The organism is Amycolatopsis sp. WAC 01375, from assembly GCF_003947325.1.
Taxonomy (GTDB): Bacteria; Actinomycetota; Actinomycetes; order Mycobacteriales; family Pseudonocardiaceae; genus Amycolatopsis.
The window spans coordinates 107258-121065 of sequence record NZ_QHHW01000008.1 but is presented as its reverse complement, the minus strand read 5'-3'; the positions used below and the strand labels follow the sequence as shown (position 1 = coordinate 121065).

Genomic DNA, 13808 nt, shown 5'->3' with positions numbered 1-13808 from the left:
GGCGGGGGCTGCGTAGGTGAGTTAAGAGCGCAGCCGCGCCGAGGTTTCCGCTACTTCGGCCTGCACCTTCGCGCGGTCGACGCGCAGGGATTCGCCGTCGCCGACGACCTGCTCGCCCGCCACCCACACGTCGCGGACACGCCGCGAGCCCGCGGCCCAGACGAGGTTCGAGAGCAGCTGCTCGTCCGGGACGTCGATGCCCGCCGCGAACGCCGGGTCGTCGAGGTCGACGTGCACCATGTCCGCCCATCGGCCGGTTTCCAGCGCGCCGATGTCGGTCCGGCCCAGCGCGTCCGCGCCGCCGCGGGTGCCGAGCAGGAACGCGTCGGCCGCGGTCAGCACGGTCGATTCGCCGGTCGCGAGCCGCGCGAACATCGCCGAGAGCTGCAGTTCCTCCCACAGGTCGATGTCGTCGTTAGACGCCGGGCCGTCCGTGCCGAGCCCGACGGCGACGCCTGCTTTCCGCAGCTCCGTCACGCGCGCGATGCCCGAAGCGAGCTTCGCGTTCGAGCCGGGGCAATGCGCCATTCCGACGCCGCGCGCGGCGAACAGCGCGATGTCCTCGTCGGACAGGTGGATGGCGTGCGCGGCGAGCGTCCGGCCCCGCAGCATCCCGACCTTCTCCAGCAGCGCGGGCACCGAGCCGTGCTCTTCACGCTGTTTGACGTCTTCGAGCGCCGCCTCGGCCACGTGGATCTGCACCAGCGCGCCGCGTTCGGCCGCCGATTCCGCGGTCGCGCGCAGGGCTTCGGCGTTCAGCATGTACGCCGAGTGCGGCCCGTAGCCGACCTCGATCCGCTCGCCGGGCCCGAACCGGAGGCCGTCGGTGTCGATCCAGCGTTCGATGCTCGTCAGCATCGCGCGCCAGTCCATCCCCGGCAGTTCCATGATCGGCGGACCCAGCACCACCCGGCCGCCGGTGGTGAGTACGGCGTCGGCGAGCTGCTCGCCTTCGAAGTACATCTCCGCGCTGGTCGTGACGCCGTGCCGCAGCATTTCCACCGAGCCCAGCATCATGCCGGTGCGGATGTCGGCGGGCTTCAACTTCGCCTCGGTCGGCCAGATGATCTCGGTCAGCCACCGCAGCAGCGGCAGGTCGCCGCCCATCCCGCGTAGCAGCGTCATCGGGCTGTGCGCGTGTGCGTTGACCAGGCCGGGCAGGAGAAGACCGCTCAACCGGGTCACGGGAGCGGACGTCTCGGGAGCCCCGGACGCGGGACCGACATGGGTGATACGCCCTGTTTCGTCCACGTCGACCACGGCGTCACGCAGCAACGAGCAACCGGGGTCGGCGGGGAGTACGACGGGAGCGTGGAAACGGCGTTGCATGTAAGGAGCTTAGGTCAGTCCACGACACCGCTCCGCCACGCCCAGGCCGCGATCTCCACCCGGTTCCGCGCGCCGACCTTGCCCTGCACCGACGCCAGATGTGTCTTCACCGTGGACAGCGAAAGGAACAGCTCGGCACCGATCTCGGTGTTCGTCAGCCCCTTCGCGGCGGCCTTGACCACGTCCAGCTCCCGCGCGGTCAACGGTTCCGAAGGCGGGCTGACGTCGCGTTTCACCGTCCCGCCGTCGAAATGCTTCAGCAGCCGGACGGTGATCTGCGGCGAGACCAGCGCGTCCCCGCGCGCGGCCGCGCGCACCGCCTCGATCAGCAGCGCGGGCCCGGCGTCCTTCAGCAGGAACCCGCTCGCGCCGTTCCGCAGCGCGGTGTGCACGTACTCGTCGAGATCGAACGTCGTGACCACCACCACCTTGAGCGGATCGGCGACGTCCGGCCCCGCCAGCTGTTTGGTGACCTCGAGCCCGTCGATCCCCGGCATGCGGATGTCCAGCAGGCAGACGTCCGGCCGCAGCTCGCGCGCCTTCGCGACCGCCGAGACGCCGTCCGCCACGTCGGCGACCACCTCGATGTCGTCCTGCGCGTCCAGGATCATCCGGAAGCCGATCCGCACCATGTCCTGGTCGTCGGCGATCAATACCCGGATCACTCTTCTCCTTCAAGTGGTAGCCACGCTTCGACGCGCCATCCGCCGCCCGGCGCCCGTCCGGCGGAGAGCCGGCCGTGCAGCAGGGCGACCCGTTCGCGCATGCCGATCAGACCGTAGCCGCCCGACCCGCCGGCCGGACGGCCGTGGGGCTCGCGTCCGTCATCGGTCACCTGGAGGTGCAGTTCGTTCTCGCTCACCTCGGCGATGACCAGCGCCTCCTTCGCGCCGGACGCGTGCTTGCCGACATTCGTCAGCGACTCCTGCACCAGCCGCAACGCCGACCGCCCGACCTCGTGCGGCACGTTCGGCGGCAGTTCGAGCTTCATCGACGTCTTCACGCCGTGGTTCGACCGTTCGATCAGCGTCCGCAGGTCGGCGGCGAGATCGGTGGTGGCCTGTTCGCTGAACTCGCTGCTCCCAGCAGGCGCGTCGCCGCGCATGCTCCGCACGAGCCGCCGCATCGCCGCGAGCGCCTCCACCCCGGCGTCCTCGATCCGGCCCATCGCCTCGACCGCGACCTGCGGATTCTTCTCACCCATCATCTTCGCCGCCTGCGCCTGCACGACGATCCCGGTGACGTGGTGGGCGACGACGTCGTGCAGTTCCCGCGCCAGCGCCATCCGCTCCGACGTCTGCGCGTCGCTGATCGCCGACTGGATGACCTGCGTGCGCTCCGAATCCCGCGACCGCAACGCCAGGCCGACCGCCACCGAGATACCGAGCAGTAGCAGCGCGATGACGGCGAAACCGGCGAGGTCGTCCGGGTCGGTCGTCAGGTTGGGGGTCGGCCGCCTGGCGTTGAGGACGCAGGCCAGGGCGACCACGACGGACAGTCCGGCGATCCGGGGCACAGCCTTGCTCAGCCCGACCGCGCGGACCAGGGTGACGACCAGGCCCATCCCCGCGACGACCTGTGTTCCCGGCACTCCGCCAGGTGTCGGGTAGTCGTAGCGGAGCCGGAGGAACGGCGTCACCAGCGCGGAAAGCAGCATGACCGCGGTGAGCGCGACCATCGCGTCGGCAGGTCGGCGCGGCGCGGCGACCGCGATGACCGCGGCCACGATCGAGCAGACCACGATGGGGAAGCCGTGTGCCCCGCTCTCGTAGGTGAAGCCGAATTCCAGGATCAGCGCGATGCCAAGCAAGCCGATGAGCGGCCATTGGCCCATCACCAGCTTGTTGAGCTTCTGCAGCTTCTCGTAGCGGTTCGGGTGCGCCGTGCGGTCGCGTCCCGGGATCGCGAAGACCAGCGTGCAACCCAGCAGGATGCCACCGAACAGCATCGCCTGCGCCATGGTGCCGTTCGAGTTGTCGCCGTAGTAGTAGCGGCCGGACACCGCGGTCAGCGTGGCCAGCACCAGACCGGAGATCACGGCGAACGCGACACCGGGCCGCGTCCGGCGCGCGGCGTAGAACAGGACCTCGACCCCCGCCACCACCTCGGTGATGGACAGATGGGCGAGCACACTCGAGTAGGTCGGGATGTCGAAGTACCGGACGACCAGCGTGTACGCCACCAGCACGACCGAGGCCGCGATGGCGGCGACGGCGGCCCGCTTCTGCGCCCAGAGCGCGCAGAACACCATCGCGAAGATGCCGGGGAAGAGCAGGAGATCGATCCCGCGGCGGCCTGTGTCGTCGAAAGCGGCGTCGGTCACGAAGACCAGGTCGAAGGCGAGCGCGGCCAGCAGGACGACGGCGGGCATGCCGATCCGGCGCGCGAGCGCACTCACCCGCGCGGAGAACCTGTTCTGGGAGGGACCTGCTGTCACACCGTGACGGTAGAGGATCCGGCGCCGTCCGCACCTTGGCCGACCGGCCCGAGCCGGGTCGGCCGATCGGCCGATGCGCGCGTGATCAGCACTGGCCGTCTGCCCGAAGTGGACACAGGTGGTCCACGGCGAAGCTCTTCCCCGAAGCCGAACACAAGTGACTGACTAGGGAGACTCGCGGTGGTAGATCCACAGTGGACAGGGCAGCCGGTACTCGCCGGGCGTGGACTGGTGAAGCGATACGGCACGCAGCACGCGCTGGCCGGGATCGACATCGACATCCAGGCGGGGGACGCGGTCGCCATCGTCGGGCCTTCCGGCTCCGGCAAGACCTCGCTGCTGCACGTGCTCGCCGGGATCCTCCGCGCCGACTCCGGGCAGATCTTCCTTGCCGGACAGCGGGTCGACCAGCTCAACGAACGTAAGCGCAGCGAACTGCGGCGCACCGAGTTCGGTTTCGTGTTCCAGTCCGGGATGCTCGTCGCCGAGCTGAGCGCCGAGGAGAACGTCGCGCTGCCTTCGCTGCTGAGCGGCAAGGGGCGCAAGGAATCCATCGAGGCCGGCCGCGAATGGCTGGCGAAGCTCGGCCTCGCGGGCAAAGAGAAGCGCCGCCCCGGCGAGCTCTCCGGCGGTGAGGCGCAGCGTGTCGCGATCGCGCGGGCGCTGACGCACCGGCCGAAGGTGATCTTCGCCGACGAGCCGACCGGCGCCCTCGACACCCGCACCGGCCGCGCCACCATGGACGCGCTGCTCGCCGCGGCCGCCGACAGCGGTGCCGCGGTGATCGTGGTGACCCACGACCGCGAGCTCGCCGAAGCCATGCCGCGCACCGTCTCCATCCGCGACGGCCTGATCGCGACGAGGCTGGCCGCGTAATGAACAGTTTCCAGCTGGCCATGCGGGTGCTCCGGGTCGACCGCCGGACCCGCACGTCGGCCATCCTCACCGCGGTCGGGGTCGCCGTCGCGACCAGTCTGGTGATCCTGCTCGCCTCTCTCCCGGGGGCCACGCAGGCCCGCGCCCAGCGCGCGATCTGGCAGGACATCCACAGCTACTACTCCGAGTCCGATCAGCCCCAGCGCGCGGCGCCGCTGCTGATGGCCGCGAACAAGGACTACTCGGGTGACCGCGAGATCACCCGAGTCGACATCGCCCAGACCGGCACGTCGCCGATGCTCAGCCTGCCGCCGGGCATCCCGCGGCTGCCCGCGCCCGGCGAGGCGATCGTCTCCCCGGCGCTCGGGAAACTGATCCAGTCGACGCCGCAGGCGCAGCTCGGGGACCGGTTCGGCAAACTCGTCGACTCGCTCGGACCCGATTCCCTGCTGTACCCGGAGCAGCTGGTCGCCGTCGTCGGCCACACCCCGGAGTCGATGCCGACCTCGGCGATGGCCGCGGACGGCTTCCCCGTCAAGGAAGCGAAGCCCGACCCGCTGCTCGCGCTGCTCGCCTGGGTCGGTGTCATCGTCCTGCTCGTGCCGAGCCTGGTACTCGTCGCGTCTTCGGCCCGGCTGACCGCCGCCCGGCGTGAGCTGCGGATGGCCGCGTTGCGGCTGGCGGGGGCGACCCCCGGCCAGGTGACGAAGATCGTCGCCGCCGAAACGGCGTTGTCCGCCAGTGTCGGTGCCCTGCTCGGCATCCTCGTGGCACCGGCGTTGCAAGGTCTCTCGACGTTCGTCCCGTGGGGCGGCGGCACGTGGCTCGCGTCGGACTTCAGTCTTTCGATCGGCTCGACCATCGCGATCGCCGTGGCGATTCCGCTGCTGGTCGTCTTCGCCGGGGTCCTCGGCATCCGCCGGGTGCTGAAGACGCCGCTGTTCGCTGCTTCGGCGCACGCTCGCAAACCGCTGCACTGGTGGCGTCTGCTCGCGGTGCCCGTGGCCGGTGCGTTCTTCCTCTTCGCGGTCAGCCAGGACAACGCCAGCTTGCCGATGGTGATGCTCGGACTGTTCCTGCTGGTCGGGTCGGCGGCCATCGTCGGACCGTGGGTCACCTCGGCGGTCGGCGGCACGTTCGTCCGGATCTGGCGCAAACCGGCGTCGCTGCTGGCCGGGCGCAGGCTCCGCGACGACCCGAAGAGCGCCTACCGCGCCACCGCCGGTGTCGTGCTCGCCGTCTTCACCGGCTCCATGGCGCTCACCCTGCTGCCCTCGTTCGAGTCGATGGCGGGTGGCGGCCGGACCTTCAAGGACAACGTCCTCTACGCCGAGTCGGACGCGGCCCACGCGGGGCAGGCCGTCGAGCAGACCAACGCCTCCCTCGCCCGCAACGGGATCACCGACAAGGCCATCGCGGTCGGTGAGGTCTACCTGGCCACCGGCGAGACGGGGACCCGCTCACAGACGTTGAACCGGGCGTTCGTGATGACCTGCGAGGACGCCACGAAACTGCTGCGGGTGAACATCGGCGGCTCCTGCGCGCAGGGCCCCGCGATCTACAGCAGGCAGAAGATCGACCCGGCGGTGTACCGCGTGACGTCGGAGTACGACAAGGCGGGCACGGCGCTGGATCCGAAGGCACCGGTGCAGCTCTTCCCGAACGGCGACGAGGACACGTCCAGCACGATCGTGCTCGACCCGGCCCTCCTGCCCGCGGGTGTCGAGCCGAAATACGTCAACGTGGTCGTGCCGACCACCCCGGCGAACGCCGAGGTCGTCCGGACCGCGCTGGTCGGCGCGGCCCCCGGCCAGGAGGTCGGTAGCCGCGGCCTGCACCTGATCGGCCAGCAGCAGGAACTCGGCGACCTGCGCCGGGTCACCGTGATCGGCCTGATCGCCGCCGGTGTGCTCGCCGGATGCAGCGCGGCCGTGGCGACCGCGGGTTCGGTGATGGACCGCCGCCGCACCTTCGGGGCACTCATCGCGGCCGGGACACCGGTCCGGGTGCTGGCGAGGGCGCTGCGGATGGAAGCGGCCCTGCCCGCGATGGTGGCCACCATCGGCGCGGGTGTGGTCGGGATCGGAGTCGGCATGGGGCTCTACAGCATGGTCGAGAAGGACGCGGTCGTGCTGAGCCCCTGGCTGCTGGCACCCGTGGTGCTGGGAATCGGGGTGGCGTTGCTCGGGGCATCCGTCTCGACCCCGGCGCTCAAGCGGGTGCAGTCGGAGCCACTGGCCGACGAGTGAGAAAAGTTCGCCCGAATGGCGTCATGGCATCCGGGCGGGCAGGTCTCGTGGGTGGAGTCGGTGGTGATCCACCCACGGGCCGGGTGCCCGGTCGTCCCTCTGTCGGGGGAGGGATGAACGGGCACCGGGGATACGCAGGGGGTATCCCGAGGTGCGGGGTGTGAGAAAGGGCCGGTCAGGGACGTGGGGACGTCCTGACCGGCCCTTTCTGTCGGGCTAGACCCGCTCGAAGATCAGGTCGTGCGAGATCCGGCCTTCGACGTCGGCGCGGTTCTCGAACTTCGTGACCGGCCGCCACTCCGGACGCGGCGCCCAGCCACCGGGCTCGCCGGCGTGACGGTTGCGCAGGAGCGGCTCGGCCGAGCAGACCTCCATCATCTGTTCGGCGTAGTTCTCCCAGTCGGTCGCCATGTGGAAGGTTCCGCCCGGCGCGAGCCGTGAGGCGACCAGCGACACGAACTCCGGCTGCACGATCCGCCGCTTGTGGTGCCGCTTCTTCGGCCACGGGTCCGGGAAGAACAGCCGGACCCCGGACAGCGAGCCCGGTTCGACGTGCGAGGTCAGCAGCACGACGGCGTCACCGTGCATCAGCCGCAGGTTCTTCACCCCGAGCTTCTCGGCACGCAACATCAGCTGGCCGAGGCCCGGTTCGTACACCTCGACCGCGACGTAGTTGAGCTCCGGGGCGGCGGCCGCGAGCTGGGACGTGGTCTCGCCCATGCCCGAACCGATCTCCACCATGACCGGGGCCCGCCTGCCGAACCACTCCTCGAAGTCCACCTGGCCCTCGGGCAGTTCGCCGACGGTGCGGCCGAGCGACGGCCAGAGTTCGTCCCAGGCTCGCTGCTGCCCGACGGTCATCCGGCCGCCGCGGTTGACATAACTGACCACGCTGCGCATCCGTGGCTGGTCCTCGTTTTCCACCCACCCATTAAACGTGGGGGTTACCGGACCGCTTCGAACTCCCCCAGTCGCGAGCGCAGGCCCGCGAATCCGGCGACCGGGATCGGCGACGGCGTCGTACTGGAATGGGCGGGGAGGACGTCGATCCAGCCGTCGTGACGGCTGGTGTTCAGCACGGTGGTCGGGATCGAATGTCCGGACGCTCCGCGTTCGGAAGGCATGAACTCCCAGTAACCGGATTCTCCGTCCGCGGCCCACGGGACGAATTCCCAACCTGGACGCCTGCCGAGCAAGCCCGCGATGCGATCTTCGATGCGGAAACCGAGTTCTCGCGATTCGAGCCTGCCGTCCACGACGGCGCGGAGCCACCACGGCGCGGGAATTTCGCCGTGCATTCCACTGGACGCGCGGTACAGCGCGACAACGAGATCTTCGGGTGCGCGGTGCACCCACGCGCGGCGGATATCGGATGGCCGCGTCGCGGACGCGACCGTGCGGGGCAGTTCGATCGCCTGTGACCATTCCAGGTCGAGCATGGGCTCGAGCCGGGGCTGCATACTTTCCGTGCGGGCTTGCGGGATCTTGCGTTCCACTCCCTGACCGGAATCCACCGTCAAGGATCACCTCCGGGGCCGACGAGCCGAAATAGGCTCACTCCCGAGCATCGCCCGGTCGGGAACAGTATGTCCGCTTCCTGTGAGAGAAGCCACAGCCTCTTAACGTGGACTTAACTCCTTTGGAGGCGGTAAAAGCTCACGCGTCCCGTCGGTGGGTGATCATCAGCCCGGCCGCATACACAATCACGCAGATGCCGCCGAAATAAGCCAAATATCCCCACGGCCCCAACGGCGGCTCGAGTTTCAACATCGCCACCGTGAGATCCGGCCCGGAAAACTGATTGGCCGCGAAGAACGGCATCCACTGGTAGATGTCGCCGCCCACTTTCGGAATCAGCACGACCAGGCCCTCGATCAACTGCGTCCAGACCAGCGCGAACCCGAGGGCGAACGCGGGGTTGCGGAACAGCAGCCCCAGACCGACGCCGAGCAACCCGGTCAGGAGGAAGGTCAGGCCCTGGCTCGCCACCGCGCGCCAGTCGGCTCCCGAGGCGATGCCCAGGCCGGCGGCCGGTTCGATCAGATACGCGACCGCCCACGAGCCGAAGCCCACCAGCAGCCCGATCAGCCCCGAGAACACCCCGACGACGGCGCCCTTCGCCAGCAGCGCGGGCACCCGCGAGGGCACCGCCTGGAAGGTGAGCTTCATCGTGCCCCAGTTGAACTCCGTCGCCGCCGCGAGGATGGCGAGGACCAGCACCACGGTGCGGCCGAGCGCGCTGGCGACCTGGGTCGAGTTGACGCCCGTCTGGCCTTCGAGCGGCACGAAGCCGAAGAAGAGCGCGGTGTAGGCGAGCGCGACCGCGACCGCGATACCCGCGCACCACCAGGGCGCGCGGGTGCTCAGCAGTTTGATCCGCTCCGCGCGGAGCATGTTCGCCGCGGTCATCGGACGACCTCCGGAACCGGGCCGGTGCCGTATTCGACGGCTCCGGCGGTGAGCTGCATGTACGCCTGTTCGAGCGAGCCGGTGAGCGGCTTCAGCTCGTGGAGGGTCGCGCCGGCGGCGAACGCGAGTTCGCCGATGTCGTCGCTGTCCATTTCGGACACGATGAGCGCGCCGTCCTCCTCGCGGAATCCGGCGCCCTTCTCGGTCAGCGCCGTCCGCAGTTCGGGCAGATGCGGGCTGCGGACCCGGACGCCGAGGCCCTTCGCGCGGCCGATGAAGTCCTCCATCGTGCCCTGGTAGATCAGCTTTCCGCGGCCGATCACGACGAGGTCCTGCGCGGTCTGCGCCATCTCCGGCAGCAGATGGCTGGACACGAACACGGTGCGGCCCTCGGCGGCGAGCGCGTGCATCAGCTTCCGGATCCACACGATGCCCTCGGGGTCGAGCCCGTTGACCGGCTCGTCGAACAGCAGCACGCGAGGGTCGCCCAGCAACGCCGTGGCGATCCCGAGCCGTTGCGACATCCCGAGCGAGAACTGCCCGGCCCGTTTGCGGGCGACCGATTCCAGCCCGACCAGCCGGAGCACCTCGTCGACGCGCTTGTCGGGCAGGCCGTTGGTCGCGGCGATCCACCGGAGGTGCTCGCGCGCGGTGCGGCCGGGATGCCGCCAGGTGGCGTCGATCATGCCGCCGACCGTCCGAAGTGGATCACGCAGTTCGCGGTAGGCCTTGCCGTCGATCGTCACCGTGCCCGACGTCGGGTTGTCGAGCCCGAGCATCATCCGCATGGTGGTGGACTTCCCCGCCCCGTTGGGGCCGAGGAATCCCGTCACGCGCCCCGCTTCGGCGGTGAAGGAAAGGTCGTCGACGGCGAGCTTGTCGCCGTAGCGTTTCGTGAGTCCGGTGGCCTCGATCATCAGCCCTCCCTCCGGTGGATTCCGACATTACGCGGGAAAGGACCGGGCTGCCCCCCGATTAGGCGGCCCGGTCCTTGTTCCCCTTTTTCTCCCCGGCCGGACGTCTCGCTCCCCCGAGTGAGGCGTCCGGCTTTCCCCTGTGGAAGTCCTTACGCGTCGCGTTTGTTCGCGACGACCAGCGAGATGACCAGCAGCACCAGCGCGAAGCCCGCGAAGTAGGCCAGCGAACCGGCCTGGCTCAACGGTGCGTTCGCCGCGGCGGGGCCCGAACCGCCGAGGAACCTGTCGGCGACGTGGAACGGCATCCAGTCGTAGATGTCCTTGCCGATCTTCGGGATGAGCTGGATCAGGTTCTCCACCGCGAGGGCGTAGATCAGCACGAGCGAGATGGCGCCGGCACTGTGCCGGATCAGGATGCCGATGGCGATCGCGATCACCGAGGCGAGTGCGAACACCACGCCCACCCCGGCGACACTGGTCCACTCCGCGGCGGTGTTCAGTGCGAGGTCTTCCGGCCGCATGACCGAAGCGAGGCCCCAGGCGCCGAACGCGGCGACTTCGCCGATCACGAGCGACAGGGTCGCGACCACGCCGGTCTTGGCCAGCAGCGCCGCGGTGCGATTCGGGACGGCCTGGAAGGTGGTCCGGATGGTGCTGAAGCGGTATTCGGTGGTCACCGAAAGCGCGGCGAGCACCATGATCACGGCCATGCCGAAGCCGTAACCGAACTGGGTCAGGCTGACGTCGGTGAGTTCCCCTTCGGGTGCGGCACCGGAGACGATGGCGGCGAAACCGATCACGACAGCGAGTGCGGCCAGCGCGCACCACCAGGGTGAGCGTGTGGTGAACAGCTTGATGCGTTCCACGGCGAGCAGAGTCATGGCTTTTCTTTCCTCGGAAGGTGAGCGGCTACTGGGCGGCGGAGAACGCGGCTTCGGCAGTGTCGTCCCTGAGACCCGTGTGGTACTCGACCGAATCGCCGGTGATCTGCATGAAGGCCTGCTCCAGGGAGCCGGTCTGCGGGCTGAGCTCGTGCAGCACGATCTGGTTGGCCGCGGCGATCTCGCCGATCTTGTCACTGTCCAAACCGGACACGACGAGCGATCGGTCGGCGTCGGTGACCTGTGCGCTCGCCTGAGTCAGCGCGGCGCGCAGGGCGGGCAGCTGAGGCGAGCGGACCTTGACCGTGTTCTCGGCCGCCCGCGAGACGAAGTCCTCGGTGGAGGACTGGGAGATCAGCTGCCCCTTGCCGATCACGACCAGGTGGCTCGCGGTCAGCGCCATCTCCGAAAGCAGGTGCGAGGAAACGAATACCGTGCGGCCTTCGTCGGCGAGCCGGTGCATGAACTTCCGGATCCAGAGGATGCCCTCGGGGTCGAGGCCGTTCACGGGCTCGTCGAAGAGGAGGACCTCCGGGTCGCCAAGCAGTGCCGCCGCGATCCCCAGCCGCTGCGACATGCCGAGGGAGAAACCACCGGCGCGCTTTCCGGCGACGCTGGTGAGCCCGACGGTCTCGAGCACCTCGTCGACCCGGCTCTCCGCGATCTTGTTGGACTTCGCCATCCACCGCAGATGCGCTCGCGCCGACCGGTTGGGGTGCACCCACTTGGCGTCCAGCAGCGCGCCGACCGTCCGCAGCGGTTCCTTCAGCTCGCGGTACAGCTTGCCCCCGATGCGCACCTGGCCCGCGGTCGGATTGTCCAGGCCGAGGATCATCCGCATGGTCGTCGACTTCCCCGCCCCGTTGGGGCCGAGGAATCCGGTGACCTCCCCGCCCGCGACGGAAAAGGACAGGTCGTTCACCGCCAGTGTCCTGCCGTACCGCTTGGTGAGGCCCACTGCCTCGATCATGTCTGCTCCCCTCGGCGACTGCGAGAACAATCGTCGTCCATGTGGGTGGTCGAGCGCGTCATCCTGAGGTGCCAACCTGATACCCGACCTGAGACGTAGCTTGCCGTCTCCGGGCGGCGTACGCGATCGGTGATACCCCTGAGAACGACCCTGATTCGCCAGGGTTAATGAACCGTGGTTCAATAATCGCATGGCGAGGCCTCGCACCATCACCGACGAACGACTGCTGACCGCGGCGGAGACCGTGATCGGCATGGTGGGCCCGGGTTTCACGCTCGCCCAGGTGGCGGCCGAAGCCGGGGTCGCGGTCGGCACCGTCGCCCAGCGATTCGGTTCGAAGAACGGCCTCTTGCAGGCATTGAGCCGGTTGAACACGCGGTCGGTCGTAGGGCGGATGCGGGAGTGCGGCGAGCTCGCCGATCCTGTCGAGGCGCTGCGGGCGGCGATCGTCGTGGTCTACGAGGGGTTGGGCACCCCGGCGACGGCGGCGAACCATCTCGGGCAGCTGGGGGTGGACATCGGGGATCCGGAACTCCGCGCCCTGCTGGGTGAACATTTCACCGCCGTGGAGGCGGAATTGCGGCGGCTGACGCGCGTCGCGGCACAGGACCTGCCGGGCGCGCCCGGGGTCGTCAGTGCGGCGCGGGTGCTGCTGGGGGTGGCGAACGGGGCCGCGCTGGACTGGTCGATCCGGCCGAAGGGCCGATTCGTCGACCGGATGGGGCAAGACGTGGACGCGGTGCTGACCGCGTGGAAAGGAGTGTCCTGAATGGACCGGAAAGTGGCCGTGGTCGCGGGGGCGACCAGGGGATGTGGCCGCGCGATCGCGGTGGAGCTCGGCAGGCTCGGCTGGACGGTGTTCGTCACCGGCCGTACGACGCGCGAGCACCAGTCGCCGATGAAGCGGTCGGAGACGATCGAAGACACCGCGGAGCTCGTGGACGCGGCGGGCGGCAGGGGGATCGCCGTCCGGACCGACTTCACCAAAGTGTCCGATGTGGACGCCTTGCGAGCGCGGATCGAGTCCGAAGTGGACGGCCGGATCGACGTACTGGTCGACGACGTCTGGGGCGGCGACCAGTACGCGGACTTCGAGGGGGCGTACTGGGACTCCAGCCTCGACGACGCGCTCACGCTGGTGCACAACGCGATCGACACGCACCTGATCGCGCTGCACCGGCTTCTCCCGCTGGTCGTGCGGCGGGAAGGCGGTCTCGTCATCGAGGTCACCGACGGCGACCACGACGAGTACGTCGGCGCGGGGATCCCGTACTTCCTCGCGAAATGCGGCATCCGCGCGATCGGCAGGGCGCTCGGCGCCGAACTGAAGAAGTACGGCTGTGTCGGCATGACCGTCACGCCGGGCTTCCTGCGTTCGGAAGCCATGCTCGACCACTTCGGGGTCACCGAGGAGACGTGGCGGGACGCGGTCGGCAAGTCCGCTCCGGTCGACTTCGCCATCTCGGAGACCCCGGCGCTGCTCGGGCGGGGTGTCGCGAAGCTGGCGACCGACCCGGAGGTCGAGCGGTTCGCGGGCAAAACGCTGGCCTCGTGGACGTTGATGAACGAGTACGGCCTGATCGACGTCGATGGCTCACGTCCCGACTTCGGCAAGTGGATGGCCGAAGTCCGGGACGCGGGCAAGGATGCCGAGACGGCGGACCACGCCCTGTACCGCTGAGAGCAGGCAGGCCGCGCCCTCAAGTGTCCACAAGGGACGCTTGAGGAAGTGATCGTGCC

At 69.3% G+C, this 13808-nt stretch carries 13 protein-coding genes; 4 read left to right on the top strand and 9 right to left on the bottom strand.

All coding sequences use genetic code 11. From position 1 onward, the window contains the following. Positions 1-21: 21 nt before the first annotated feature. From DL991_RS01065 to DL991_RS01055, 3 genes are read right to left on the bottom strand one after another with little or no spacing between them, the layout of a single operon-like run. Positions 22-1329 carry an amidohydrolase family protein gene (locus DL991_RS01065; RefSeq protein WP_125779993.1) on the bottom strand — a complete coding sequence of 436 codons (1308 nt, stop codon included), beginning with the start codon at positions 1327-1329 and terminating at the stop codon, positions 22-24. Positions 1330-1343: 14 nt separating this feature from the next. Further along, the gene (locus DL991_RS01060) at positions 1344-1994 is read right to left on the bottom strand and encodes a response regulator transcription factor (RefSeq protein WP_125731249.1); all 651 of its coding nucleotides are present in this window, start codon (positions 1992-1994) and stop codon (positions 1344-1346) included. Next, positions 1991-3766: a sensor histidine kinase gene (locus DL991_RS01055; RefSeq protein ID WP_125779991.1), complete on the bottom strand. Its 1776-nt coding sequence runs from the start codon at positions 3764-3766 to the stop codon at positions 1991-1993. The genes DL991_RS01060 and DL991_RS01055 overlap by 4 nt, the downstream gene beginning before the upstream one ends. Positions 3767-3946: 180 nt before the next feature. On the opposite strand from DL991_RS01055, the gene DL991_RS01050 reads away from it, so the two are divergent. Both DL991_RS01050 and DL991_RS01045 read left to right on the top strand, forming a co-directional pair. Beyond that, entirely contained in the window at positions 3947-4642 is a 696-nt protein-coding gene (locus tag DL991_RS01050) for an ABC transporter ATP-binding protein (RefSeq protein WP_125779989.1), read from the top strand. Beyond that, on the top strand, positions 4642-6891 hold the full coding sequence (locus DL991_RS01045) for an FtsX-like permease family protein (protein WP_125779987.1): 2250 nt from the start codon (positions 4642-4644) through the stop codon (positions 6889-6891). The genes DL991_RS01050 and DL991_RS01045 overlap by 1 nt, the downstream gene beginning before the upstream one ends. Before the next feature lie 216 nt (positions 6892-7107). On the opposite strand, the gene trmB is transcribed toward DL991_RS01045, so the two are convergent. From trmB to DL991_RS01015, 6 genes are all read right to left on the bottom strand, one after another. After that, complete coding sequence (gene trmB, locus DL991_RS01040) at positions 7108-7791, bottom strand: tRNA (guanosine(46)-N7)-methyltransferase TrmB (protein WP_233598634.1); 684 nt, start codon at positions 7789-7791, stop codon at positions 7108-7110. Positions 7792-7835: 44 nt separating this feature from the next. Then, on the bottom strand, positions 7836-8351 hold the full coding sequence (locus tag DL991_RS01035) for a hypothetical protein (protein WP_370305303.1): 516 nt from the start codon (positions 8349-8351) through the stop codon (positions 7836-7838). 196 nt (positions 8352-8547) lie between these two features. Continuing rightward, on the bottom strand, positions 8548-9300 hold the full coding sequence (locus tag DL991_RS01030; protein WP_125779983.1) for a hypothetical protein: 753 nt from the start codon (positions 9298-9300) through the stop codon (positions 8548-8550). After that, positions 9297-10217: an ABC transporter ATP-binding protein gene (locus tag DL991_RS01025; protein ID WP_125779981.1), complete on the bottom strand. Its 921-nt coding sequence runs from the start codon at positions 10215-10217 to the stop codon at positions 9297-9299. Before DL991_RS01025 ends, DL991_RS01030 begins: the two co-directional genes overlap by 4 nt. Before the next feature lie 149 nt (positions 10218-10366). Continuing rightward, complete coding sequence (locus DL991_RS01020) at positions 10367-11098, bottom strand: ABC transporter permease (RefSeq protein WP_125779979.1); 732 nt, start codon at positions 11096-11098, stop codon at positions 10367-10369. 28 nt (positions 11099-11126) lie between these two features. Then, the gene (locus DL991_RS01015; RefSeq protein WP_125779977.1) at positions 11127-12068 is read right to left on the bottom strand and encodes an ABC transporter ATP-binding protein; all 942 of its coding nucleotides are present in this window, start codon (positions 12066-12068) and stop codon (positions 11127-11129) included. Between the two features lie 190 nt (positions 12069-12258). Here DL991_RS01015 and DL991_RS01010 point away from each other — a divergent pair, with 190 nt between their 5' ends. Both DL991_RS01010 and DL991_RS01005 read left to right on the top strand, forming a co-directional pair. Next, positions 12259-12837 carry a TetR/AcrR family transcriptional regulator gene (locus DL991_RS01010; RefSeq protein WP_125779975.1) on the top strand — a complete coding sequence of 193 codons (579 nt, stop codon included), beginning with the start codon at positions 12259-12261 and terminating at the stop codon, positions 12835-12837. Then, positions 12838-13749, top strand: a complete 912-nt coding sequence (locus DL991_RS01005) for an SDR family NAD(P)-dependent oxidoreductase (protein ID WP_125779973.1) — start codon at positions 12838-12840, stop codon at positions 13747-13749. It abuts the gene before it with no gap. Positions 13750-13808: the final 59 nt, after the last annotated feature.